This is a genomic window from Vibrio sp. B4-6 (assembly GCF_963888245.1).
GTDB lineage: Bacteria > Pseudomonadota > Gammaproteobacteria > Enterobacterales > Vibrionaceae > Vibrio > Vibrio anguillarum.
Map to the genome: position 1 here is coordinate 1 of NZ_CAWPIM010000007.1, position 26,266 is coordinate 26,266.

Genomic DNA, 26,266 nt, shown 5'->3' on the forward strand with positions numbered 1-26,266 from the left:
TTACTCACCCGTCCGCCGCTCGCCACCCAAGGAACAAGTTCCTCTGTGCTGCCGCTCGACTTGCATGTGTTAGGCCTGCCGCCAGCGTTCAATCTGAGCCATGATCAAACTCTTCAATTAAAGTTTTTTTGGTCCTAAGACCGGCTCAATGAATACTGACTTCAAAACTGCTCTTACTCGAAAGTAAAAAAGTAATTTTAAAGCTATTGTTGCTCCAACAGAACAACAATGAATTGACTGTGCCAAAATCAAGTAAACTTGATTCTGATTGGTCACTCAGTTTATTGATAAATCTTTTTTGATTATCATCAACGAGTGCCCACACAGATTGATAGGTTTATATTGTTAAAGAGCGTTCCTGTCGAACAAGACCGTTAAGTCCGCGTCGCTAGGGGTGCGAATAATACGCTTTAGCTTTTAAGAGTCAAGAATTATTTTTAACTATCTTTCTCTTTCAACTAGTAACTCGTTTGTGAGGCTTGCCTCACTCCGTGTCAGTGAGGCGGCATTATAGGGAGGTTTTACAATGTGACAAGTTCTTTTTTAAAATCACCTTTCATTCGCTTAAAAAGCCACCAATGTCGCGTTTTATTGAATAAAACTTCAACATTTGAAGGTTATCACAGCAATTGGTTGGAAAAACACCAAGCATAAACGTAAGATTGATGTGTCTATTTTGTTAATCCTAGACATCCTTCTTCTTTTACTTGATATGTAGTATTCCAATATGAACTCTAATAAATCGATTTTACTGGTTGCATCTCTTGCAATAATAGGCGCAATCCTTTTTTCTCTGGTCGCGCTTTCTCCCGCAATTACTTTTGTTCTTGGTGTTGTCTCTTCCGCTCTTGTTTTTAAATTTTTTGGCAGCAAAACGCTAACCGATGATGAGGAGTCAAAACTCTCAACGAAAACACTGTATGTCGGTAACTTGCCATACAAAGCGAATGAAGCTCATGTTCGTGAACTTTTTGCCAAATATGGAGAAGTCTTTGCCGTACGTTTGATGAAAGATAAGCGGACAGGCAAAAGGCGTGGATTTGGCTTTGTTGTGATGGCTTCTGCGAATGTAGATAGTGCTATTTCAGCTTTAAATGAGAAAGACTATATGCAGCGTACATTGAAGGTACGTGTGGCGAATGATCCTAAACATCCTGATGACGATATGTTTGAACAGGAGTAAAACCTAAGTGAGCTAATCGGCTATTGAGCGCGCTTTCTTCCCAAGGAGGTGCGCTTGATAATATCTTGTGTTGTTTGATTTTGCATTGTGGCTCGCTTTTAACGCCCAATAGCTCTTGCACACGACGAGCAATAGCTTCTCCGGAATCAACTAGTACGACACTCTTCCCTAATACGGCTTGGATCTCTTCTTTTATTAATGGGAAGTGTGTACAGCCAAGGACCGCCACATCAATACGGTTCACCAAAGGGCTAAGAATCTCTTTTAATTCTGCAAGATCGACAGCTTTGCCCCTCAATTTTTCTTCTGCCATATCCACTAAGCGCGTTGACCCTAGCAATTCAACATTCTTGTCAGATGAAAAATCTCGAATCAAATCGTGAGTGTATTGACGAGTGATAGTCGCTGGGGTGGCAATGAGTCCCACGGCTTTATTTGCCAGTGACGAGGCCGGTTTAATCGCAGGGACAACCCCCACAACTGGTACAGCAAGACAAGAACGCAACTTGGGTAAGACGATGGTGCTTGCGGTATTACAAGCAATAACGACCAAATCAATACGCTCTTTCACAACGACATCGCTTACCAACCTAACCACACGCTTAATTAACACCTCTTGATTGAGCTCTCCATAAGGATAAGCTTCATTGTCAAACAGGTAGATGTAGTTTAATTGTGGTAGTTTGGCTTGAACCTCTTGATAAACCGATAACCCACCAACACCAGAGTCAAAGATAAGCACATTAAGCTGAGACGGTTGCGACACTCTGAGCACCTTATAATGAAAACGTTCCGATCATACTCGCTCTTTATCAATTGGCAATGCTCTTGCTCGGTATCTTTGGTGACAAAAGCGTTCCCCCAGTTGGAGATGCGTCAACTCTAACTCCAGTGTTCCACCCAAAAAACAGGGCGCGTCGATGACCAGTGTATAAAACTCGCCATTTTCGCCACACGGGTCAACCTTTGCTGGTAAAGAATCAATAAACGCTCGTCCATAAGGTTGTCCACAATAGTCTGGCGTGAGGCTGTGACCATCTGTCGTCATCACCATGGTTTGGATGCCGCGATTTATGATCTCTCGCGCAAGAGCGCTACTATCTTCGCCTAACAAGGGCAACACACACTCCCAGCCAGCCGGTTCAATATAGCTTTTGCGATACTGCGCAATACCGTTACAGAACATATCGCCAAAAGCAACGGCGTCTATCTCTAATCCACTTTGTTTTAATGTGCTGATGATGGTCGATTGATAAAGCTCGTTACTTGGAAATACGGCAGGCAGCTCTATTTTGACAACGGGTAATTTTAAAAGTCGTGCTTGTAGCTCAATTACATACAAAGGGGTGGCTTGAAAGGGCACTTCATCTTCGACATAAGTGGTAAAAATGCCCACCACACAATAACGGCTATCTTCCAATAATCGCTCTAAAGTGAGGGTTGAATCTTTTCCACTAGACCAACTGACAATAACGTTCTTTTTCATCATCACACTCGCAAAGTAAAAACCGCCCACTGGCGGTTTCAAAAATTAGAATTGGTAAGTAGCATTTACGTAATATGTACGCTCTGGAGATGGGTATCCACCAGCTGTCTCGTACTCTTCATCAGTAAGGTTCTCGACTCGACCGTTTAAAGTAAGATTTTCATTTACGTAGTAGTTAACTGAAACATCAAACAAACTGTATGCAGCCAACTCTTCAGAGAAGTCTGGTCGCTCACCGACGTATTGGTACCCCAATGACAAATCAACATCATCGAAACTAGCTACCGCGTTATACTTATAAATCTTCTTAGCACGGCGGACTAACTGTTCACCAGATTGGTCTTTTGGATCTTGGAAGTTAGCGCTCACTTGGTGGTTAATAAAGCCTGTATCAAAACCGACAACCATTTCCACACCACGTAATTGGCTTTCACCATTAGTGTTGTAATACTTACTCGTCGCGTAATTATAATCAATTAAGTCTTCAACGTTTGTATCGTATCCAGTAATTGACCAATCAACCTCTTGGATTAAACCACTAAAAGTTAATTCAAATGAATCCGCTTTCTCGGCTTCTAGCTTGTCATTACCGTAGTAACTATATAGTTGATACAAGTTCGGAGCTTTAAACGATGTACCATAGGCAGCCTTAACCACAAGCCATTCTGCGTAACGATAACCTAACCCTGTGTTATACGTTGTTTCAGTACCAAACTGTTCATTGTCATCAGCACGAATGCTCAACTCACCAAACACTTTGTCCGCATCTGCGTTTAATGCTGTGAAGTATGCAACATTGGTTCGATCATATTCAGTATTCGATGGCTTAACGATGTAGGCCTCATCTCGCCAATCAACACCACCACTTAACGTCAGTGCTGAAGTAACTTTGTATGAGTTTACCCATTGAACATTAAGTTGCTCAAGCTCATCAGACGTAGCCGAAGAAGAGTTCTTACCTAGAGACTTTTCGTAATTCCAGTTGTCTTGGTTTTGATAATTAACTAGGAATTCAGACTTTAGCTCACTGCCATTAAATTTAACGCCAGCAGCAACAGTAGAGTTTTGTACTTCAGCTTCTTTGTAAGAGTGGACAGGGTTGCCGGTATTATAATCAACATACGAACCATCATATTGAGAGATAGTCTCGAACATTCGGAAATTCGCAAAGCCACTCCACTGTTGGTCGAAGTTATGTACGTACCCGAGCAAAGCATTACGTGATTCAAACCCATGACGGTCACCATCGTTTACTCCGGGCATTGGGTGAACGTTATAGCCCTCATCAGAATCGTAACCAACCGATACGTTTAAATGACCGTTCTCGCCAACTTTAGTACCACTAACAAAACTTAATTCTTCATAATCACGGCTGCCTAATCCTGCACTCACTACAGTTTCTTCATTGTCAGAACTGACAACTGTAATGATATTAATCACACCACCAATAGCCTCTGAACCATACATAGCAGCACGAGCACCTCGTACATACTCTACTCGGTCAACAAATGCGATTGGCAGCTGGCTGAAATCGACACCACCTTTTGCAGCGCGAGCAAAACGAATGCCGTCAATTAAGACAAGAACCTGATCAGAGTTAGCACCTCGAACAAAGATCGAAGCTTGCTGGCCTCTACCACCATTCTGTGTAACTTGAATACCCGTTAATCGTTTGAATACATCAGTTAGTGACTTAGCTTGAATACGAGCTATATCTTGACGTGTCACAACCTCCACTTGAGCAATAACACTTTCGGTACTTTGCTCAAAACGGTTAGCCGTAACCACCATGGTTTCGTCAGCAGATGCTTCTTGGGCGTGTAAATTGGAGATAAGTGAAAGCAGCGATGCTACAGCCGCCGCTAAAAGGGATTTATTCATATTGTGATCCTAATTCGCGTAAGTCCTACCAAATCAACCAAAAGGTGGCATAGATTTGGCTGCTGGCAGGTATTCGGACTTGAGAGCTCTTGACCTACTAACCCGACTTCCCACAGCATTTTCCTGCAGTGTCATATTGGGTGTTCGTTCTCTCTTACCGCTGCGCGTCAGTTCTGGATTCACACCAGATTCCCTTTTCGGCCATCTATACCGCTAGATAGCACCAGCTGAGGGCGATACTATGGCTCTATTGATAATTTGTCTAGTACTGATTGGTGTCAGCTATTTTTGTTAGCTCGCAATTAATGACTAATTCAGGACAAAACTGGACAAGCGCGAGGGATTGAATAAAATCTGCGCTCTTTATTATTTGAATGCACCATACCCAAGCAAAGGTAATACCATGGCGACTCTTGATGTAAACCCACAACACTACCAGCAACAGTTGGCGGAAAAGACCGAGCGTCTGACCCAAATGTTCGCACAATACAACATGCCTCAGTTGGAAGTGTTTGAATCACCAGAGCAGCATTACCGTATGCGTGCAGAATTTCGAGTTTGGCACGAAGGTGATGAGCTTTATTACATCATGTTCAACCAAGAAACGCGTGAAAAATACCGCGTTGACCAGTTTCCTGCGGCCAGTCGTTTAATTAATGATTTGATGCCACTTTTGGTCGATGCAATTAAAGGCAGCGACTCACTGCGCCGTAAACTTTTCCAAGTGGATTTTCTCTCCACTCTTAGTGGTGAAGTACTGGTTTCTCTGCTTTATCATCGCCAACTCGATGAAGAATGGATAACCCAAGCAAAAGCATTAAAACAGCGTCTCAATGATGAGGGATTCAACCTCAATTTGATTGGCCGTGCACGTAAAATGAAAGTCGTGCTCGATCGAGATTTTGTGATTGAGAAGCTGAACGTACATGGTCAAAGTTATATTTATCAACAAGTGGAAAACAGCTTTACTCAGCCAAACGGTACTGTCGCACAAAAAATGTTGGAATGGGCCGTTGACTGTACGCAAGAGAGCCAAGGCGATTTATTAGAGCTCTACTGTGGGAATGGTAACTTTTCACTGGCATTGGCGAAAAATTTCGAGCGAGTGCTCGCAACCGAATTAGCCAAACCTTCTGTTGATTCCGCGCAATACAACATTGCGGCGAATAAAATAGACAATGTGCAAATCATCCGCATGTCTGCCGAAGAATTTACTCAAGCGATGGAAGGTCAACGTGAGTTTCGCCGTTTGCAACAGGCTGGAGTTGATCTCAAAAGCTATCGTTGCAACACCATTTTTGTTGACCCACCGCGCTCGGGGATGGATATCGATACCTGCAAAATGGTGCAAGGCTACGAGCGGATTGTGTATATCTCCTGCAACCCAGAAACCTTAAAAGAGAATTTAGACACTCTATGTGAAACACACAAAGTGACTCGTTTCGCTCTATTCGACCAATTTCCTTACACCCACCACATGGAAGCAGGAGTGATGCTGGAGAAGATTAAATAAGGGATGGTAGCAAAATAATCATAGTTAAAAGTGCCACAGGGTATAGCCCGGGGTACAGCTAAGTTTAAAGCGAACATCAAATCGTTTGCCAAGTAATCCTGGACCTTAAACAACAAATGTTTTAGCATATCAATTGAATAATTATCTAAGTGAGTACTGATTTGAATCATATTGAGCTTTTTTCTGGGTGTGGCGGGTTATCTTTAGGCTTAGCTAAGGCTGGTTTTGAACTTACATTCGCTAATGAGTTATCACCAATGGCAGCTGAAACGTTTGCATATAACTTGTTAGGGGAAGATTTAGATTTATTTGCAAAACAAGGAAAAAACAGCAAGAAAACTTTCTGGCTCAGTAGCAAGTATCTAGACTTAACTCGTAGACTTAGAGAAAACCCTTTTGAGTATCCAGATCTGGATACAGGTGTTTCAGACATACCAGATGAATACCAAAAACTACAAGGAAGTCTTTTGATAGGGAATATCATTCATCTAAACCAGATTTTAGAAGCTAACCCTCAACTTCTTAATGAAATAAAAAGTGGATTTGGAAATGGTGGAATAGATCTTGTCTCAGGAGGCCCACCTTGTCAGAGTTTCAGTTTGGCAGGCCTAAGAAAAAAAGATTGCGATAAGAATTTATTACCTTGGGAGTTTGCAAAGTTTGTAGGCATGGTAGAGCCCAAGCTAGTAATGCTCGAAAACGTATCAGGTATACTGAGACCTTTCAATGAAGACGGTATAAAATACTATGCTTGGTTTGAGGTAGCCAAGGCTTTTGCAGAACAGAGCTACATACCATTATGTCTGCATGTTAATGCGCGGTTGGCAGGAGTCCCTCAGAATAGACCTCGTTTTATAATGATTGCGATCCGAAAGGATACGTTTTCAAGCATATCACCCTCTTTAAATGAATATGAAAAAAAACTACTAACCCCTTGTGTAGAGCTATTTAAAAAAATTCAAGAAGGTAAAGCCGTCGATATTCGAGATTATCACTGTTATGACGTTAGCATTGGAAAAGACTTAGACTTGTTTCGGAACTCTTTTTTAGCACCTCTTGTTAGCAATAAAGAAGTATCTGTAAAAATGGCAATTCATGATTTACGCCTCAGAAAAGAGAATAAAAAGTCATTATATGTCAATGAGTTAAATAAAAAATTTGAGAGTGTTTTGGGTAAGGCTAATTCAATATCTAACCATGTACCAAGAAAAAATAATGAGCTGGTAAAAAGAAGGTTTCGAGTTTATCAAGTGCTTCAAAAATGTAGCCAAGATGCAAAAAAACAAGTTTTTGGTATTTTAAAAGGTAAAGTGATTGATTTAAGTGATTCAGTTTGGGAAGAATTGAAAAAACATAAGTTTGTATCTACGGAAGGTGAGTATGTCAATTTTAGTGCAAAAGAAGACTTGACTAGATATCTAAAGAATCATCCGACAAAAAAACGAAGCCAACGTGCACTAGATGAACATCAACCAGCACCTGCGGCTTTATCTATACCAGACGATGCTTGCCATTACGATAGTAACGAACTCAGAACTCTTACAGTGCGGGAAATGGCTAGAATCCAATCCTTTCCCGATGCATTCAAATTTCGCGCGAAAGTAACTACTGGGGGAACAATGAGACGCTATGAAGTGCCTCAATATACTCAAGTTGGCAACGCTGTTCCCCCATTATTAGCTCGCAAGCTTGGTAGCTCTATTTTAGATTTATTAAACAGAGATCTAATTCGGACTTTAGAATCAACTTCATGAATAATCTTATTACTGGATTTTTTCCTCTATAAAAGAAACTAAATTGCTAACGGTAGAAAAAGCAGTGCAAACCGATACCAATGTAACGCCAGTAGTGTTCGATTCCTGACCATGGGCAATGCTGTTACGCCAACGGACGATCGAGTTTATATGGCTCTTTCTACTTGCATCTTCTTCAAGCCACGTAGAAAACTCATCACTCCATACTGAGTTAAATTGATGCAGAATAGTTTTTATATTATCTGCATTCATATTTCTAGATATCGGCCATGTCTCTTCTACATATCTAGCCACTTGAGGTCTGGATCCTTGAAACGCATAGTGTAACAATAACTCTTTAATAGATTGCTCTAAATATCCAGAGACCAACACAGCAAGATACTTAGCATTGTTAGCTTGGGTTTCTGGGCTACTATATTCATCCTCATTAAATAGCTTAAACAAATAGGTTATTCTAGACCTATATTTATCATGCCCTCTATGGCGAGACCTTGCTATCATAATCTAACCTTTGAATATATTTATCGCTATATTAATTCTATTTATTACATTTCCAGTATCATTAATAAACTCCGCAGTCGAATCTAAATAAATAGGATCAGAAATCAGCTGCTCTATCTTTCTATTTATTTTTTCATCAGTATCAAACACCACCCCCGAAGATAACGCTTTAGCAAAGCCAACAGTCACTGCATCAAATTTTGATAACAACAAAGTTCCACCAACTTTGAACAATGATGAGCCACAAGCATTCAATAAACGATCTACTATTGACTCAAAAAGTTCTTGCGATTTAAGAATCTTGTCATGCTCCATATTACGGTTCTCACCCATATATTTATCTAGGAAACTAGGCATCGGAGCTTTGTATTTTTCGTAGTTATTAAATAGAGCAAAAAATCTCAAAATAGTTTCGACGTCTTTATATCGGCTATGCTCAGTACCAAACAAGCTACGCCATGACGAATTTTTGTTTAATCGATGAAGAAAATCATCGAATGGGCCGTGGAAAATACACGATCTAAGCTCTTGTGCCTGTAAGGCTTTTCCACTAGTGTTTAAGCGTCTAAATATCTGAACAACTGCATTGTTGTATTCCTGCCCATATTCAGGGCTATCAGAAGATATATCTGGTTTTATCACTATACTATGTATTATCGAATCACTTAAGGTTCGGGCATCTACATCTTCGAGAATTTTAGACTTAGAACTTTTAGCGACCTCACGATTAAAATAACAGCCTCGTAGATCTGCATGGATTTTTTTACTATTTGATAAAGCAAAGTCTCCAGCTAAAAATCGTTGAAGTGTTTTTAGTCGCTGCTGCCCATCGACAATATTTAAAGTCTTGGAATCACGATCTTGAGCAAGAAAAATATTTGGTACAGGTAATCCCAGAATTAAGGATTCAATAAATCTGGACTGTTCGGTCAAACCCCATACAAAACCTCGTTGAAAGCCTGGTAAGTTTATATCTCCGCGCTTTAATCTCTTAACGAGTCCTTCGACATCGCTATCCCACCCATAACTAGAAACTTCAAATCGTGACAGCACAGCGCTTTCACTACTTTCGTCAAGTTCAACTTTAGTATCTTCTCCAGCTCCAACGATTCCCACTAATGTATCAGAGTCAATATTAATCCTACTGACAATTTCAGAAAAGTCTGAACCATCAGATACATCTAACGGACACTCATCAGATAGGTTTAACAATATGATATTATTATTTTCAATAAACACAGCAAACACTTGTCCATCCGAAGCAAAGCGATTGAACCTTCCAGGCCAAAATCGAGTATCGCCCCTCTTTGTCGCTTTATATAAGGAAGACTTTGTTTCCTCTCGAACTCCATTACTTAAAACAATACAAGGGAGCATCACTTTATTCTCTGGACCTGACAGCTGAGTATCATAGTCATGTACTTGCTTATCTTTCAGTAACTGATTTATTGGTGCAGTTGCATCTAAGATGCTTTTCGTAAGCCCAGTTTCTGTGACATAAAGCAGCTCAAAATCAATATTCAATTCTGTTAAAGCATCTGCCTTTTCTTGCTCAGTCGGTGTTAATTCTCTTGTGTTCATCTTTTCAACCTAAATTAAGAACAATAAGTCTTGGCCATTGTTTACATGAGTTGAGATAAGTTTCATATCTTGTTCTACTATGCCCTTTTAAAACAATTCAATCAAATGTAAAGCACATTTATAATAAGTTACCATCAAAAATACCACGCTAACTTCAATCCAAAAATTCTTCAGGTATATGTCATCAATGTGAAACCCCACCATTGATTCTGACAGGAGCCTGAAATGAATCCAAAAACACCCGATTACCAGAAGCAGCAACGCTATCAGGAAAATGAAATCCTAGAGCATACAGCTGAAATACTGGCAACACGCTATGAGCGTGAAGTGTTTGCCTTATTGCTGCTGGATAACCAAAAAGTTTAAAGAGCTGTTTCATGGAACGGTGGAACCACCAGCGTATACCCACGAGAAGTGGTGAAAGCGGTATTAGAAGTAAATGCAGCAGCGGTGATATTTGCCCATAACCATCCATCCGGAGATTCAACACCTTCCCTAGCTGACTTACGGATTACCGAAAGACTCAAGGACGCTCTAGCGCTGGTAGATTATTCGCGTACATGACCATATCGTGACAGGTGAGGATACAGCTCAATGCAGAGCCCATATGATAACCGTTGAGATCGCCGCTTACCTTCTGTCCCCAATGCAGAATCTCTGCATACTCACCCAATTCTACAATCAGTAGAGCCTGCCCACCGGTTAATTCAATCAATGGTTATCTGTCATTTTGTCTGACTTTGAAGCAGGAAATTACATCGCATCACAATGAATAGAACAAAATAATCGGTGAGCCAAACCAAATTCATGGGAACGTTTACAGATTGATTTTGATATAAACGTCAGATCCAAAGCCAATCTCATCAAGGAAAGTTCATCACTTCGCCGTTAAAATTGCTTAAAAGCATATTCCAGAGAGGATGATCACACGAAAGAAGAATAAATCCGTTATTACTATGAAAATGCAAATCCCATCATGGAAACGTTTCCACATTTTATTTACACTGAGTAGCAAGTTAGGACTCAAAAAATAAAACGATTAGCTACTCTATGTATGGCACTGTTTTTGGCCGCGTTAGCGTCGACTACCAGAGCAAAAAAGTCATCCATTACGGTATTCACTACCGTAGCGCAACACGGTTAGAAACAAAAAATCAAGTAGGAAAACCATGAAGGCATTTTCAGATATTCTCCAACGACGTGACTGGGAAACCCCACAATCAGTGAATATTCACTGCTTAAAAGCACACAGCCCACTTTCCAGTTACCGAGATATTGACCATGCCCGTGACGGCGTTTACGCCCAACGTCAATCGCTGAATGGCCAATGGAAATTCAAAGTGTTCGACTCGCCAGAACAAGTCGAAGGCGAGTTTATTCAAACCAAATTCAATGACACGAACTGGGATGAAATAACGGTTCCTTCCAACTGGCAGCTACAAGGCTACGACAAACCAATTTACACCAACGTAAAATACCCGTTTGAAGTAAACCCTCCATTCGTACCCGCCGAAAACCCGACAGGTTGTTACCGCACTACGATTTCCCGCTCAGAAGCCGATCTTACCAATACACAGCGCATCATCTTCGATGGTGTGAACTCAGCATTCCACCTATGGTGCAACGGCACTTGGGTGGGATACAGCCAAGATAGCCGCTTGCCTTCCGAATTCGACTTATCGCCCTACCTAGTGGCTGGCGAGAATACACTTGCCGTGATGGTGATGCGTTGGTGTGATGGCAGCTACCTAGAAGACCAAGACATGTGGTGGCTAAGTGGTATTTTCCGCGACGTAACTTTGCTTTCTAAACCGCAATACTGCATTGAAGATGTATTCGTCACGCCAGATTTGGATGCGTGTTATCGCGATGGTTCACTATCAATCGTGACGCACATTTCAGCGCCAGATTGTTACCAAGTGCAAGTGCAGCTCTTTGATGGTGAATGCGCAGTGACTGAGCCGCGAATTGATCGCCCGCACAACCGCCGTATTGACGAGCGAGGCACATACGATGACGTGGTATTTCAAACATTGCATGTGCGTGAGCCAAACAAATGGAGCGCAGAAACCCCCAATCTATACCGCCTAGTCGTTTCACTATTAGATGAAAACGGCATACATCTAGAGAGTGAAGCCTATCATGTGGGCTTTCGCAAAGTGGAAATCACTGATGGTCAGTTGAAACTCAACGGCAGGCCTTTGCTGATCCGTGGCGTTAACCGTCATGAGCATCATCCAGAGCTTGGGCATGTGATGACAGAAGAAGACATGATCCGCGACATCTGTTTGATGAAGCAATACAATTTCAACGCGGTACGTACAGCGCACTACCCAAATCACCCTCGTTGGTACGAACTGTGTGACCAATACGGCTTGTACGTGTGCGATGAAGCGAACATCGAAACCCATGGCATGCAGCCGATGAATCGCCTTTCGAGCAATCCACAATGGGCACACGCATACATGAGCCGCTACACCCAAATGGTGATGCGCGATAAAAACCATCCTTCTATCATCATCTGGTCTTTGGGTAACGAGTCTGGCCACGGCAGCAACCACAATGCGATGTACGCCTGGTCGAAAAACTACGATTCGTCGCGCCCTGTTCAATATGAAGGTGGCGGTGCCAATACCGCTGCAACCGACATCATTGCGCCTATGTACGCCCGTGTGAATACAACGATTGCAGATGAAGCAGTACCAAAATGGCCAATCAAAAAATGGATTTCTCTACCCAACGAAACTCGCCCACTGATCTTATGTGAATACGCTCACGCAATGGGTAACAGTTTGGGGAGTTTTAATGAATATTGGGATGCATTCCGCGAGTTTCCTCGCCTTCAAGGCGGATTTATCTGGGATTGGGTAGACCAAGGCTTGAGCCAATGGGACGAGAACGGCCAACACTTCTGGGCTTACGGTGGCGATTTTGGCGATAAAATCAATGACCGCCAGTTCTGCATCAACGGGTTGATCTTCCCAGATCGCACTGTGCATCCAACATTGGAAGAAGCCAAATACTGCCAGCGTATGATTCGCGTGTCGCTGCAAGAACAAGCGAAAGGATTCTGTCATCTATTAGTAACTAACGAAAACCTATTTCGTGCAACGGACAACGAGCAATTGAACTGGTCACTTTTGGAAGATGGCAAATTGATTCAATCTGGCTCTGTTGTGCTGAACATCAAAGCCGATAGCCAAGCAACCGTAGATATTGCTTTTGAATTTACACCTAAAGCAGAAGCGCGATACCACTTGAATACTGACATCACCTTAGTGGCTGAAACACTTTGGGCACCCGCGGGACATGTGAGCGCTTCTGAGCAATTTGCGCTACGCAATACCTCAGGTCTCGCCATGCCTAAATTGGAAACGCAACCAGCCCCAGCGATAAGCCAGCAAAAAGGCATGATCGTAGTCACCAGCCTAAATGAGAAGCATCAATGGTGCTGGGATAGTCAAACAGGCTTGATGATTGATTGGCAAGTCGATGGCAAAGCGCAAATGCTGGCGGCACCGCAAGATAACTTCTTCCGTGCGCCACTGGATAACGATATTGGTGTGAGTGAAGTGGATAACGTAGATCCAAACGCTTGGGTATGCCGTTGGGATATGGCTGGTATTGGCCAATGGAAACGCGAATGTGTCAGTTGCCATAGCGACATGTTGGCGCATGCCGTGCAAGTAACATCAACTTTCGCTTACCAATTCAACGGTGCCGTGCAAGCCATCACCACTTGGACGCATACGCTGAAAAACAGTGGCGAAATGCAGCTGACCGTTGATGTGACACTTGCCGATGATCTACCACCCATGCCACGTATCGGCTTGGAGTTGCAATTGCCATTGCATGAGCAGAGTACACCAATCACTTGGCAAGGTTTAGGTCCGTTTGAGAACTACCCAGACCGCCTATCTGCAGCACGTTTTGGCTTGCACACGCAAACGCTAGAAGAGATGCATACTCCGTACATTTTCCCAACCGACAGTGGCTTGCGTTGTGGAACTCAATGGCTGCAAGTGAACGAACTGGCGATATCTGGCGATTTCCAATTTAGTGTCAGTCAATATGCTCAACAGACGCTGGCAAAAGCAAAACACACCTGTGATTTAATGGCAGAAAAAACCATTTATGTGCGCCTAGACCATCAGCACATGGGCGTGGGTGGTGATGATTCTTGGAGCCCTAGTGTGCACAAAGAATTCCAGCTAACTGGCAATAATTACGTTTACCGAATATCGTTCAAAGCAATTTCGCATCGTATTTAAAAACGCACCGATAACGGCTATCGCCACTTACAACGATTACGTGACAGCGGGATGCATGACGCTACGACAAGAAAACGGCGTCCACATCCCTGTGATATGTCTTTGATAGGCTTGGATGACGGTCACATCGCACGCTATATCTACCTAGTCATTGATGACTTAGTCGGCGTGATGGCGACCAAGAAAACCCAATTTTCTTCCAACCCAGAGTAGCAACAACAGCAATACGAGAATGGCGAAAAAGTTAGAACCAGAATCTGGATATTGTGCTTTGATAAATGCCGAATGACCAAAAGCACCGACAAAGAAACAGGCAAGCGCTACCAATGGAAGATCTTCCGCCACCGGATGGCGCAAATATTCTTGATACAACGCCTGCACAGAAAGCACTAATGCAATCAGTGGGAAAATGGAGAACGGAACTTGGCTAATGGTTACCCAAGACAACAAGGCATCGCCGCACATACCTGCGATGAGCGCTAGCACAAGTGTTTTTCTTTCCGAACCACGATGGGTTGTGTTGTTTTCATTCGACATTACTCTATCCCCCCTTTGAGCCGATTACGTTCACGTTCTTTGCGATACCAAAATGCCCCTTTGGCTAGCATTCGCAACTGCATGATCAAACGTTCAGCAAGCTCATCTCGCTCACGTCGATCTAAATCTAAAGCTTCAGCGCCGGAGCTGAACACCAAAATAACGGAAGCTTCGGCCTGAGTTAATGCCTCGTCACGACCCATGCCTGTCGTCATCAAATACTCGGTGAGCTCTGCGGAAAAGTGCTGTATTTCTCGCACTACCGCGGCACGAAACTCGCAAGAAGTACCTGAGCGTTCTCGCAGTAATAAGCGAAACACATTGGGACTACTTTCAATAAATTCCATGAAGGTTTCAACCGACGTGCGAATCACACTGCCCTCTTTGACAATGCGCTGCCGTGCTTGGCGCATCAATTGACGCAGCAGTAAACCGCCTTCATCAACCATGGTTAAACCCAACTCATCCATATCTTTAAAATGTCGATAGAATGAGGTGGGCGCAATCCCCGCCTCGCGGGCCACTTCTCGTAAACTTAAGTTAGAAAAACTCCGATCGGCACTTAATTGGCTAAATGCTGCATCAATCAATGAACGACGTGTTTTTTCTTTTTGTAATGCGCGAATTCCCATCGATTTCATATTAAGTCGCTTCTCTTTTACTATCTGAGCCATACTATAACGTGATTGAGCACGTTGTCTAAGCCACAACATCGCCTCTTTGGACAAAGTAACCAATTAAACAGTCACCTAACCTAATTTCAATCACTCGCCACAGTAAGATGGGCAAAGCAATAGCATAAAGTGGCATTTTCACCTCTCGAGCGTGATCCTCTCCACTCTCTGATGGCAACATCGTTTACCGCACTGATGGATCAGTTAAAATCTCGCTACAGCAATGTTAAACAAATACAACAAGGAATAGAGTATGGCGAACCAAAACCACTTCGATGTCATCGTAATTGGTAGCGGCCCTGGCGGAGAAGGCGCCGCAATGGGTTTGACTAAAGCGGGGTTTAATGTCGCCATTATCGAAAAAGAGAGTAGTGTTGGCGGAGGTTGTACCCATTGGGGCACCATTCCCTCCAAGGCGTTACGCCATGCGGTCAGCCGCATCATCGAATTCAACAGTAACCCTCTATTTTGTAAAAACAACACCAGTATTCATCTCACTTTCTCTGATATTTTAGGCCATGCTAAATCTGTGATTGATAAACAGACGCGCTTGCGCCAAGGCTTTTACGATCGCAATCAGTGTACGCTGATTTTTGGTAACGCTAAGTTTACCCACAAAAACACCGTGGCGGTTACGCACGCTGACGGCAGCATCGAAAAATACAGCGCCGACAAATTTGTGATTGCGACTGGCTCACGCCCTTATCAACCTGATGATGTTGATTTTACTCATGAACGAGTTTATGACAGCGATTCGATTCTCTCGCTTAAACACGATCCTCGCCACATCATCATTTATGGCGCAGGCGTCATTGGTTGCGAATACGCTTCGATTTTCCGCGGCTTAGGCGTCAAAACCGACCTCATCAATACCCGTGACCGCTTGCTGTCGTTTCTGGATAACGAAACGTCTGATGCACTCTCGTACCATTTTTGGAACAGCGGCATTGTGATTCGTAATGATGAAACCCATGAAAAGATTGAAGGCACTGACGATGGTGTGATCGTTCACTTGCAATCGGGCAAAAAAATGAAAGCCGACTGTATCTTGTACGCCAATGGACGCACGGGCAACACTGACAAATTGAACCTCAAAGCGGTGGGCCTGAATGCCGACTCACGTGGCCAACTGGCCGTCAATCGTAACTATCAAACCTCGGTGGAGCACATCTACGCAGTCGGTGATGTAATTGGCTACCCAAGCCTTGCGAGCGCAGCCTATGATCAAGGTCGATTTGTCGCTCAAGCGATTGCTCATGGTCAAGCGCAAGGGCACTTAATTGATGACATTCCAACTGGGATTTACACCATTCCTGAAATCAGTTCAGTGGGCAAAACAGAGCAAGAACTCACCGCGGCCAAAATTCCGTATGAAGTTGGCCGCTCTTCGTTTAAACACCTCGCACGAGCACAAATTTCTGGCAAAGATATCGGCAGCTTGAAAATTTTGTTTCACCGAGAGACAAAAGAAATTTTAGGTATTCATGTGTTTGGAGAACGCGCGGCTGAAATCATCCATATCGGACAGGCAATTATGGAGCAAAAAGGCGAAGCCAATACCCTCGAATATTTCGTCAATACCACCTTCAATTATCCAACCATGGCCGAAGCCTACCGCGTGGCGGCGTTAAATGGCCTGAATCGATTGTTCTAATCATCGACCTAATTCTGCCTGCTAATGGAATGAAAGCCGCTAACGAGTGCGGCTTTCTTTTTGGTAACCTAGTGAGTGAAGTGCTTAGGGATAGATTCGGTGATCAAGTGAGAAAAACACCGCGTCGCCATTGTGAGATAAAGACCACACCTAAACTGATGCCGCGCATCGCCATAAAGCTGATCATCGCCATCCACAGGGCGTGATTACCCAAAGACTGAGCCAGATAGAAAACGCTGAAAAAACTGCACATCGCGACAAACATGCTGTTGCGCATCTCTTTACCTTTGGTCGCGCCGATAAAAATACCATCCAATAAAAAACACCACATCGCGGTTAACGGCATCGCCACCAGCCACGCTAGATAACGGTTAGCCGCTTGCTGAACTGCGTTAATGTCAGTGATCAGCGTGATCAACGCCGATCCCCACACCGCAAACATCACCGTTAACGCTAAACAGATTAGCGCACTCCAGAAAAAACTGCCGATCAGAGCACTTTTGAGCTGCGCCTCACTTTTTGCACCAATCGCTTTGCCAACCATGGCCTCCATCGCATAAGCGAAACCATCCATGCCATAGGATATCATCATCAAAAAACTCATTAAGACAGCGTTAGCCGCCACAGTTTGATCGCCAAACGCCGCCCCTTGAAAGGTCATAAAGCTGAACGCCGCCTGCAAACAGAGTGAACGCAGGAAAATATCGCGATTCAATTTCACAAAGCGGCTAAGACCTTGTGTCACTAAAACACCTAGCTGCAGTGGCGAAGGGAGTTGATGCCGCCACCAATAGCGCCAAACACACAGTAAACCAAAGCTCATACCCGCATAATCGGCGATAACCGATGCCAGCGCAGCACCTTCCACTTTCCAGCCGAAACCCAACACAAACAGAATGTCCAACGCGATGTTGGTTAAGTTAGTGATGATCACCATCCACATCGGCGCTTTAGCATTTTGCGTGGCTAACAGCCAACCGAGCAGTACAAAGTTGGCCAATGCGGCGGGCGCACTCCACGCTCGAATCACAAAATACTGCAACCCATATTGTTTTACTTGCTCACTGGCACTGCTAGCTGAAAAAATCGCATCGCCAATCCATCGATGCAGAATCAAAAACAACAACGCAAATGCCAGTGCCATCAAGAGTCCTTGCAGCAAGACTAACGCCAGTTTTTGTGGCGACTGTTCACCGTATGCTTGCGCCGCAAGGCCTGTGGTCGACATTCTTAAAAAGCCGAGTAACCAGAAAGTAACACTGACTACCGTACCGCCGAGTGCCACACCACCTAAATACCAAGCGTGTTCCAGATGACCGATCACCGCCGCATCAACTAAACCTAACAGCGGTACGGTAATATTGGACAGCACCATAGGTATCGCCAGTAGCAACACTTGTCGATGTACGGAACGGTTCGATAACGTTTGTAAAATAGATTGCAACACGTTGACCTCTCATGGGTGAGAGCAAAGTGTAGCGGAGTGATAGGAGGACGGCTAGCGGTTACTCACCAACGGACATAAACTAAAACGGGTGTTAAGCGCAGCTTGTAAACCATCACCTTACTTAACCAACGTTGCCATAATTTCCAGCGGCCACAATGTTGATCGAGCGGTGAAAACGTTTTTGCCGACGAAGCCCAAGGCAAGACATTGAGTACCGCTTCGGTTGGATTAGCAAAACCATGTCCGTAATGGCCTGAGCCCATTTTCTGACCTAAAGCGGAAGCAGTTTTGTCTCCAGCCAGCATTAAACAAGCCGCCGCATTAGAAAAATGCAAACCCAATGCGCGGATAAAATAGGTGAGTTGCTGCGCCGTACAATCTAATAACGCATGCTCACAAACGATTAAAACGGCTGAGGATTCCGCAATAGGCAATGCATCCAACCACTGAAGATCATCGACACTGCCACACACATGTTGATAACGCTCACTGCGATGAAACAATTTCTGCCGCCACAGCAGGTTTTCGGTGATATCGAGTTCTATCCAATGGCAACGCCCGTTGTCTACCCGATAAAAACGGGTATCTAACCCTGCACCGACATTAATGATCCATCCATCAGGGTTACGCTCAATAAACGCGCGCACTTGTTGATCGCACAATTGCGTTAAGGTCGCATGCAGCAATTGTTTTTGATCGATATCACCGCTTAAACATTCGGGGGCTAAGTGACAGCTCTGGCAGGCCTTTGCAGCGATCGGATCATACACTAACCCGTTATCAACCAAACTTTCGCGGCTACGAAACCACAACGGTTGAACTAAATTGGTTGGAATATGATGACGTGGGGTTAGTGAATGTTTATCGGTAGGCATTACCATCTTCCTTATGTCGCAACTCGATGTAACAACAAAGAAGATGATAATGAATATCAGTTAGAATGACAAGTTATTGAGAATAGATCTCAATAATAAATTACATCCAATCGGTATTGCGAATAATGCCGACGGCCACACCTTCAATGGTGAGCTGCTGAGATTTAAGATCCACTTCAATCGGTGAGAACGCTTCATTCTCTGCGTGCAATAACACGGTAGAGCCTTTGCGTTCTAGACGTTTTACCGTCACATCATCTTCAACACGCGCCACCACCACTTGCCCATTACGCACATCTTGTGTTTTGTGCACTGCGAGTAAGTCACCGTCCATAATGCCAATATCTTTCATACTTTCGCCTTGCACACGCAGTAAGAAATCCGCTTGAGGGCGAAACATATTGGGATCCACTTGGTAATGCGCTTCGACATGCTCTTGCGCCAAAATAGGCTCTCCCGCCGCGACTCGACCAATTAAAGGCAGGCCAAGATCTTCTGGCTCATTGGCAGCTTCAAGTAAGATACGCAACCCACGAGAGGCACCCGGAATAATTTCAATCGCTTGTTTACGAGCCAGTGCTTTTAAATGCTCTTCTGCGGCATTGGCGGAACGAAAACCCAGCTCGCGTGCGATTTCAGCGCGAGTCGGTGGCATTCCGGTTTCGTCGATCTTACTGCGGATAAGATCAAATACTTGTTGCTGGCGGGGCGTTAACGGCTTCATATCTCACCTGTCTGTTTATACAGTTAACTGTGAGTATATCCAGTAATCGAATAAATGGAAGAGCGGACGCTTATTTTTTGGCTATTTACAAAAAATGCCGCAATCGACCGATAAATACCTCACCGATTCACTCACCGCGCTCGCAAGTGATGCTGTTTTACTAAACAATAATGATTAAAAGGTTTGACCAGTTTCTGGTATCCTTGCGGCTCAAAAATAGCTAGCCGCTTCGGCGCATATCGATTTCTCTGAGTATAAACTCACAGGGAAATGGACATGCGCTTAAGCATATTAAAATATTCTTGAGGCGACGACCTTTATGTCTTCTGGACACTCATTATCTCGTTCACTACTAAAATTACCTTTGTCTGCGTTGGTCAAAGGCACGGCGATCCCTTCTAATCCAATAGAAGACCACGGCATTGATATTCACAAGCCGATTGTTTACGCCTTACCTTTTCGTTCAAGTGTTGATTTGCTCACCTTGCAAACTCACGCCAAAGAACTGGGTTTACCTGACCCGCTGCAACCACTTGAGCTAAACGGCAAAAGTTTTGCCCGTTATGTTTTCATCTCGGCGCGCCCAACCTTGATGCGCAATGATCAGCACGTTCCTAGTGACTCTATCGCTCTTTTTTCTGAACTGCTTGAGCTACATAAGTTTGATACGGAATTGGACGTTCAAATGATCCCAGCAACGGTGCTTTGGGGACGTAAACCAGGTAAAGAGGGGCAAGAAAAACCCTATCTCCAAGCCTTAAATGGCCCACAAAAAGCACTCGCGGTAATTTTTGCTGGACGCGATTGCATGGTGCGCTTTAGCCCCGTCGTTTCACTGCGCTATATGGCTGATTCACACGGCACCGACGAATCTATCGCGCATAAATTGGCACGAGTGGCTCGTATTCATTTCTCTCGCCAAAAGCTGGCGGCTTCTGGGCCAAATTTGCCCAATCGCCAAGCGCTGTTTAACCGCCTAATTAAATCACAAGCGATTGAAAAAGCGATTGAAGATCAAGCGAAAGCCAACAATATCTCCCTCGAAAAAGCGCGCAAAGAAGCGCATGACATCATGGATGAGATTGCCGCTGATTTCTCTTACTCCTTAATCAAAAAAGGTGATCGCATACTGGGCTGGCTATGGAACCGCATTTACCAAGGTCTCAATATTAATAATGCCGCTACCGTACGTCGCCTTGCGCAAGATGGACACGAAATTGTCTATGTCCCTTGTCATCGAAGTCATATGGATTATCTCTTACTTTCTTATGTGCTGTATCACGAAGGCATGGTACCACCGCATATTGCCGCTGGAATCAACTTGAACTTTTTCCCAGCAGGTCCGATTTTCCGCCGTGGCGGCGCATTCTTCATTCGTCGCAGTTTTAAAGGCAATAAGCTCTATTCGACCATTTTCCGCGAATATCTGGCTGAGCTATTTACCAAAGGCTATTCAGTTGAATATTTCAGCGAAGGTGGCCGTTCACGTACTGGTCGTTTACTGCCGGCGAAAACGGGCATGCTGGCGATGACCATCCAAGCCATGTTGCGCGGCCTTAACCGCCCGGTGACCCTTGTGCCAGTTTATATCGGTTATGAACACGTGATGGAAGTGAGCACTTACGCCAAAGAGCTACGCGGCAAAAGTAAAGAGAAAGAAAATGCGGGTTTAGTGCTGCGCACGATTCGTAAGCTGCGTAATTTTGGCCAAGGCTATGTCAATTTCGGCGAACCGATCCCGCTGAACCAATACCTTAACGAGCAAGTGCCAGAATGGACGCAAGATATTGACCCTATGGGCAGCACCAAGCCGCAGTGGATCAACCCGATTGTTAACCAACTGGCCACCAAGATGATGACGCACATTAACGATGCGGCGGCGGCCAATGCCTTAACTTTGTGTGCCACCGCGTTACTTGCTTCACGCCAAAGCGCACTGGCTCGTGACAATTTGGTTAAGCAAATCGACTGCTATTTATCGCTACTAAATAACGTGCGCTACTCAGCAACCTGCACTGTGCCTAAAGCCAGTGCGGAAGAACTGGTTAACCACGCACAGTCGCTCGACAAGTTTGTAATTGAATCCGATACCATGGGTGAGATTATTTCTCTTGATCGCAATCAGTCGATTTTGATGACCTACTATCGCAATAACATCATTCATCTGTTTGCCATTCCCTCGCTGATTGCGCAGATGTTGATCCGCCAGCAAACGTTGACGCTAGAGCAGATAACCGCCAATGTGGCACTGATTTATCCCTTCTTAAAGCAGGAGCTGTTTTTAAGCTTTGCGCAAGATGAACTCGCGGATGTAGTCAACGCTTACGTTAACGAACTGCAACGTCAACAATTAGTGACGCTAGAAGAGGGTGTCGTGGCTATTAATCAAGCCAAAACACAAGTGTTGATGCTGCTCGGTCGTACCATTTCAGAAACCCTACAACGCTACGCGATTGCTCTCAATCTACTGGTTGCCAACCCTGAAGTGGGCAAATCAGATTTAGAGCAAAAAAGCCAAGAAATTGCACAACGTCTTGGCCGTTTGCATGGCATCAATGCCCCTGAGTTTTTTGATAAAGGGGTATTCTCCGCCATGTTTGTCACGCTCAAAGAGCAGGGCTATTTGGATGTTGATGGCAATTGCCATTTAGAACCAACCGTTCAGCTAGCACGCCTACTTTACTCGATGCTCTATCCTGAAATTCGCTTAACCATTCAAGAAAGTCTCTGCCAAGCGAACTAATCGGGCGTAAGAAACAGTAAAGGCATCCCAATGGATGCCTTTACTTTATTCGTGAACTACTTACCAAAACGCAAAAAGCAGTCCTAACGTTAACACCATGCCAACGTGATTGTTATTGAGAAAAGCGTGGAAGCATAAATCACGATCACGATGACGAATTAAACGCTGCTGATAGACAAACAAAGCCGCTGCAGCCAATACTGACCAATAAAAACTCGCCCCTAACTGATAATAACCACCAAGTGCGATCATCAACGCCAGTACCAATAACTGTAAAATGCCGATGATGATTTTATCAAAACGACCAAATAAAATAGCGGTCGATTTGACTCCGATATTGATATCGTCATCACGATCAACCATCGCATACTGCGTATCATACGCCACAGTCCACAACGCATTGATCAAAAATAGCCCCCACATCACCGCTGGCAATTCGTTGGCTTGCGCCGCCCATGCCATCGGAATCGACCAACTAAAGGCCAGCCCTAATACCAACTGCGGAAGGTGTGTATAACGTTTCATGAACGGATAAACAAACGCTAATGCGATACCAACAAAGGAGAGCTGAACAGTGAGTGGATTCATGGTCAAAACCAGCAGGAAAGAAGTGATACCTAGCGTTAAAAACAGTGCAATCGCCTCTTTGGTTGTCACACGCCCGGCAGGCAAAGGCCGCTGTTTGGTTCGTTTAACATGTCCATCGACTCTGCGATCAGCAAAATCGTTGATCACGCAACCCGCTGAGCGCATCAACAACACCCCCAACACGAATACCAATAATACTTTAGGATCGGGGAAACCTTGCGCGGCTAAAATCAATGCCCATAAGGTTGGCCACAACAATAGCAAAGAACCAATTGGCCGATCCATGCGCATCAGTTGCCAATAAGCACGCGCCTTAACCAAAGTCATGACACTCTCTCCTTAGAGTAAATCGGTGAAAAGGGTAAAAACAGCTCCGCAACTAACATCGGTTTATTATTCATCCATAATCGTGAACGGCGTGCAAGCAACGGCCCCTCTTCCATCATTGCCCAGCCCACTTGTAGTGCGTCACGCTTAACGTGCTCAGCACGAAAAACCGTTAACCCAAGCGGGATATCACCTTGACGCGCTAAGTCATATTGCTGACCCAGCATCGAAGATTGAGGAATTAAAGTACGGCCTAAAACCCATGGCTGTTGATCACCACGCAGCACAACCTGACGTAACAAACAGGCTTCATCAGATAACAGAGCCATCTCATCGCCCTGTAATTTTTCTGCCTCAACGAGCTTATTGTGCAGTAGTTCAACGCTCAGTTGCTGACACTGCGCCTCTAACACGCGAGATAATGATCCTTGCTCTAAAAGCCAAGACTGAGAAACCTGATCAGGAAAAGAAAAAACGTCAGGTTGTTGCCAAATTACTTCTCGCAAAGCAGACAGATAGAGCGAAATTGATTGATTCATACTAGTATTCAATTAGTGGCTTTATCAACATACAATAAAGGTCCATTTTTGGTTAACACAACCATAAAAAGCGCTCACTCACAGAATCCCTCGGTTGGAGGTTAGAAACCCGCTTGTAAAAACGGGAAGCGACAACTGCGGTATATTCCAAACAACGAGATAAGCATTTTGATTACAATCCGATGCTCTATTGTAACAAGACTCAAGCGATTCGAGTATCGTGAACCAACTAAAGAAAAGATAGAAATATGCTTAAACGTTATGTAGCCCAAATAATTATCGCCCTAAGCTTGTTTTGTGCGTTACCAAGTTATGCACAAGATGAAAAAGCGCCTAGGCTGGCGTACTTTACCTTAGAGCCGGATCTCACCACCAACTTTTTCACCAAAGGAAATAAGTTAGGTTACATCCAAGTTCGTATCGACGTGATGGTATCCAGCGACGCTGATTTACCCGCCGTTGAACGGCATCAACCACTGATTCGTGATGCCATCGTCGAGCTACTCGGTAAACAGACCGAAGAGACGATAAAATCACTCGCAGGTCGGGAAGATTTAAGAAAAACGTTGGTCACAGAGCTCAATGCGGTGTTACTGCCTGAAATAGGTCGAACCATTATTGCTGACCTACTGTTTACTAAATACATCTATCAATAGAGCAGCGATTGCCGCTCTATTGATGTTTTTTCTTAACGAGTTCGATGACGGCTGGCGTCATTTAATCCAAAGGCGATTCCTGAAAATAGGCCCGCTAAATGCGCGCTGTTGGCAATCGCCATAAAGGGTTGTACAAACCCGAGCACCAACCACACCAGCATGAAACCGATCACGGGTTTGGGCATTTGCAAGCCAAGATGAGGGGCTTTCCAACCGAGCATCCATAGATAACCGACCAACGCATAGACCACACCCGATAAACCACCAAAATTGGCTCCTTCAACCCAGTACTGAGCCGCACCGGACAACAATGCTGACACTAAAAATAGCTGTCCAAGTTTGAATGAGCCAAGCCGTTTTTCAACATCGCCCCCCAACTGCCACCACCATAACAAGTTAAAGACGATGTGTAGCACAGAGAAATGAAGTAAAGCATGACTAAACCAGCGCCAAATCTGCCATTGCTGCCCAGCCAAAGCAGGAAAATGTAATGCAGAAAATACTTGATTGGCTAGCCCAAACTGCTGCAATGCAAAGATAATGGCGCATGCCATCATCACGCCCAGTGTTAAAGGCCCAGCTTTGGCTTTGAGCATCGCCAACATGCTCGGTGAACGATATTGAAAGTGACTTTTACGGCTTTCAGCCACATCCCATGAAGCGGCTTGATACTTTCTATCATTTGGATTGTGCAGAAAATGGTTGAGTTCCGCTTCGGCTTCAATCTGATGTTGCTCATCAAGTAACCATAACGCAAATTGACCACTCCCTTCCGGCATCATTTGAATCTCAATTTCACGAGAGGCCATGTAATCAATAAAGGCTTGCGCCATTCTTGGGTTATTGAGCGTGATCAGTCTTAACATAAGTCATCCTAATTGCTGGTTACGGGCAAGCCTGCACGATGCCAAGCTTCGAATCCACCATCCACACTATACACCTGTTCAAAACCTTGGTTAATCAGATACTGTGCAGCACCTTGGCTGCTAATACCGTGATAACACATCACTAAAATGGGTTGGTCAAATTCGCTTTTTTCCATAAATGAAACCATGCTGTCGTTGGTTAAGTGGAATGCGCCATTTGCATGTGCAACCGCAAAAGATTGCGCATCACGAATATCCACTAATTGCGCATCATGTTGTTCCATTAAAGCTTGTGCTGCTTGAGCATTGATATGTTGAAACTGATCCATCGCTTCCTCTGATTGGTTTTATTTTTAGCATTTGATTGTAACCTATCCCAAGGCAATCAAGTACACGGCCTTTATAAGGTTATCCACCACTGATCACTTTTTCGCCGTTTGTGGATAATCTTGTGGATTGCGTTGAT

At 44.2% G+C, this 26,266-nt stretch carries 21 protein-coding genes, 1 rRNA gene, 1 pseudogene and 1 riboswitch; of the genes and pseudogenes, 8 read left to right on the forward strand and 15 right to left on the reverse strand.

The window, feature by feature from the left end:
* A 16S ribosomal RNA gene (locus AACV20_RS01980) occupies window positions 1–120 on the reverse strand; the annotation flags it as partial.
* 607 nt (window positions 121–727) lie between these two features.
* On the opposite strand from AACV20_RS01980, the gene AACV20_RS01985 reads away from it, so the two are divergent.
* Window positions 728–1,183, forward strand: coding sequence for an RNA recognition motif domain-containing protein (locus tag AACV20_RS01985; protein WP_017049959.1), 456 nt, complete (start codon window positions 728–730; stop codon window positions 1,181–1,183).
* On the opposite strand, the gene murI is transcribed toward AACV20_RS01985, so the two are convergent.
* Genes murI through btuB form a run of 3 tightly spaced genes read right to left on the reverse strand, consistent with a single transcriptional unit; the run spans window position 1,146 to window position 4,550 of the window.
* Window positions 1,146–1,949 carry a glutamate racemase gene (gene murI, locus AACV20_RS01990; protein WP_026028593.1) on the reverse strand — a complete coding sequence of 268 codons (804 nt, stop codon included), beginning with the start codon at window positions 1,947–1,949 and terminating at the stop codon, window positions 1,146–1,148. The genes AACV20_RS01985 and murI overlap by 38 nt on opposite strands.
* A gap of 30 nt (window positions 1,950–1,979) precedes the next feature.
* The gene (locus AACV20_RS01995) at window positions 1,980–2,669 is read right to left on the reverse strand and encodes an ATPase (protein WP_442712885.1); all 690 of its coding nucleotides are present in this window, start codon (window positions 2,667–2,669) and stop codon (window positions 1,980–1,982) included.
* A gap of 45 nt (window positions 2,670–2,714) precedes the next feature.
* The gene (gene btuB, locus AACV20_RS02000) at window positions 2,715–4,550 is read right to left on the reverse strand and encodes a TonB-dependent vitamin B12 receptor (protein WP_170907872.1); all 1,836 of its coding nucleotides are present in this window, start codon (window positions 4,548–4,550) and stop codon (window positions 2,715–2,717) included.
* Between the two features lie 47 nt (window positions 4,551–4,597).
* A riboswitch (cobalamin riboswitch) is annotated at window positions 4,598–4,793 on the reverse strand.
* A 160-nt stretch (window positions 4,794–4,953) separates the two neighbouring features.
* Between btuB and trmA the strand changes: the two genes are divergently transcribed.
* Together trmA and AACV20_RS02010 are read left to right on the forward strand one after the other, a co-directional pair.
* Window positions 4,954–6,063, forward strand: a complete 1,110-nt coding sequence (gene trmA / locus AACV20_RS02005) for a tRNA (uridine(54)-C5)-methyltransferase TrmA (RefSeq protein ID WP_170907873.1) — start codon at window positions 4,954–4,956, stop codon at window positions 6,061–6,063.
* 161 nt (window positions 6,064–6,224) lie between these two features.
* A complete protein-coding gene (locus tag AACV20_RS02010; protein ID WP_170907874.1) occupies window positions 6,225–7,817 on the forward strand; it encodes a DNA cytosine methyltransferase in 1,593 nt (530 codons plus the stop codon).
* A gap of 9 nt (window positions 7,818–7,826) precedes the next feature.
* On the opposite strand, the gene AACV20_RS02015 is transcribed toward AACV20_RS02010, so the two are convergent.
* Together AACV20_RS02015 and AACV20_RS02020 are read right to left on the reverse strand one after the other, a co-directional pair.
* Entirely contained in the window at window positions 7,827–8,318 is a 492-nt protein-coding gene (locus AACV20_RS02015) for a HEPN domain-containing protein (RefSeq protein WP_170907875.1), read from the reverse strand.
* A gap of 3 nt (window positions 8,319–8,321) precedes the next feature.
* Window positions 8,322–9,899 carry a DUF262 domain-containing protein gene (locus AACV20_RS02020; protein WP_170907876.1) on the reverse strand — a complete coding sequence of 526 codons (1,578 nt, stop codon included), beginning with the start codon at window positions 9,897–9,899 and terminating at the stop codon, window positions 8,322–8,324.
* Between the two features lie 225 nt (window positions 9,900–10,124).
* Between AACV20_RS02020 and AACV20_RS02025 the strand changes: the two are divergent.
* Together AACV20_RS02025 and AACV20_RS02030 are read left to right on the forward strand one after the other, a co-directional pair.
* Window positions 10,125–10,482, forward strand: a pseudogene (locus AACV20_RS02025) (JAB domain-containing protein); the annotation flags it as partial.
* 586 nt (window positions 10,483–11,068) lie between these two features.
* Window positions 11,069–14,170 (forward strand): beta-galactosidase, encoded by a 3,102-nt coding sequence (locus AACV20_RS02030; protein ID WP_170907877.1) that lies wholly within the window; start codon window positions 11,069–11,071, stop codon window positions 14,168–14,170.
* Between the two features lie 159 nt (window positions 14,171–14,329).
* Here the strand turns inward: AACV20_RS02030 and AACV20_RS02040 are convergent, their stop codons facing one another.
* Window positions 14,330–14,707, reverse strand: coding sequence for a YijD family membrane protein (locus tag AACV20_RS02040; RefSeq protein WP_017042075.1), 378 nt, complete (start codon window positions 14,705–14,707; stop codon window positions 14,330–14,332).
* Window positions 14,707–15,348: an HTH-type transcriptional repressor FabR gene (gene fabR, locus AACV20_RS02045; protein WP_017048583.1), complete on the reverse strand. Its 642-nt coding sequence runs from the start codon at window positions 15,346–15,348 to the stop codon at window positions 14,707–14,709. The genes AACV20_RS02040 and fabR overlap by 1 nt, the downstream gene beginning before the upstream one ends.
* 286 nt (window positions 15,349–15,634) lie before the next feature.
* Between fabR and sthA the strand changes: the two genes are divergently transcribed.
* Window positions 15,635–17,035 (forward strand): Si-specific NAD(P)(+) transhydrogenase, encoded by a 1,401-nt coding sequence (sthA, locus tag AACV20_RS02050; RefSeq protein ID WP_017048582.1) that lies wholly within the window; start codon window positions 15,635–15,637, stop codon window positions 17,033–17,035.
* Window positions 17,036–17,138: 103 nt separating this feature from the next.
* Here the strand turns inward: sthA and dinF are convergent, their stop codons facing one another.
* The 3 genes from dinF to lexA form a co-directional block, all read right to left on the reverse strand.
* A complete protein-coding gene (dinF, locus tag AACV20_RS02055) occupies window positions 17,139–18,482 on the reverse strand; it encodes an MATE family efflux transporter DinF (RefSeq protein WP_017044868.1) in 1,344 nt (447 codons plus the stop codon).
* Window positions 18,483–18,544: 62 nt separating this feature from the next.
* On the reverse strand, window positions 18,545–19,363 hold the full coding sequence (locus AACV20_RS02060; protein WP_017048580.1) for a class I SAM-dependent methyltransferase: 819 nt from the start codon (window positions 19,361–19,363) through the stop codon (window positions 18,545–18,547).
* Between the two features lie 94 nt (window positions 19,364–19,457).
* The gene (lexA, locus tag AACV20_RS02065) at window positions 19,458–20,081 is read right to left on the reverse strand and encodes a transcriptional repressor LexA (RefSeq protein ID WP_026028591.1); all 624 of its coding nucleotides are present in this window, start codon (window positions 20,079–20,081) and stop codon (window positions 19,458–19,460) included.
* 319 nt (window positions 20,082–20,400) lie between these two features.
* Here lexA and plsB point away from each other — a divergent pair, with 319 nt between their 5' ends.
* Window positions 20,401–22,824 carry a glycerol-3-phosphate 1-O-acyltransferase PlsB gene (plsB, locus tag AACV20_RS02070; protein ID WP_170907878.1) on the forward strand — a complete coding sequence of 808 codons (2,424 nt, stop codon included), beginning with the start codon at window positions 20,401–20,403 and terminating at the stop codon, window positions 22,822–22,824.
* A 60-nt stretch (window positions 22,825–22,884) separates the two neighbouring features.
* Here the strand turns inward: plsB and ubiA are convergent, their stop codons facing one another.
* Window positions 22,885–23,739, reverse strand: a complete 855-nt coding sequence (gene ubiA, locus AACV20_RS02075; protein ID WP_017042069.1) for a 4-hydroxybenzoate octaprenyltransferase — start codon at window positions 23,737–23,739, stop codon at window positions 22,885–22,887.
* On the reverse strand, window positions 23,736–24,290 hold the full coding sequence (locus tag AACV20_RS02080; RefSeq protein ID WP_013855487.1) for a chorismate lyase: 555 nt from the start codon (window positions 24,288–24,290) through the stop codon (window positions 23,736–23,738). The genes ubiA and AACV20_RS02080 overlap by 4 nt, the downstream gene beginning before the upstream one ends.
* A gap of 236 nt (window positions 24,291–24,526) precedes the next feature.
* Between AACV20_RS02080 and AACV20_RS02085 the strand changes: the two genes are divergently transcribed.
* The gene (locus AACV20_RS02085) at window positions 24,527–24,934 is read left to right on the forward strand and encodes a flagellar basal body-associated protein FliL (protein ID WP_013855488.1); all 408 of its coding nucleotides are present in this window, start codon (window positions 24,527–24,529) and stop codon (window positions 24,932–24,934) included.
* 32 nt (window positions 24,935–24,966) lie between these two features.
* Here the strand turns inward: AACV20_RS02085 and glpG are convergent, their stop codons facing one another.
* Window positions 24,967–25,800 carry a rhomboid family intramembrane serine protease GlpG gene (gene glpG / locus AACV20_RS02090; protein WP_170907879.1) on the reverse strand — a complete coding sequence of 278 codons (834 nt, stop codon included), beginning with the start codon at window positions 25,798–25,800 and terminating at the stop codon, window positions 24,967–24,969.
* Between the two features lie 8 nt (window positions 25,801–25,808).
* Window positions 25,809–26,129 carry a thiosulfate sulfurtransferase GlpE gene (glpE, locus tag AACV20_RS02095; protein WP_010316900.1) on the reverse strand — a complete coding sequence of 107 codons (321 nt, stop codon included), beginning with the start codon at window positions 26,127–26,129 and terminating at the stop codon, window positions 25,809–25,811.
* Between the last annotated feature and the right edge of the window lie 137 nt (window positions 26,130–26,266).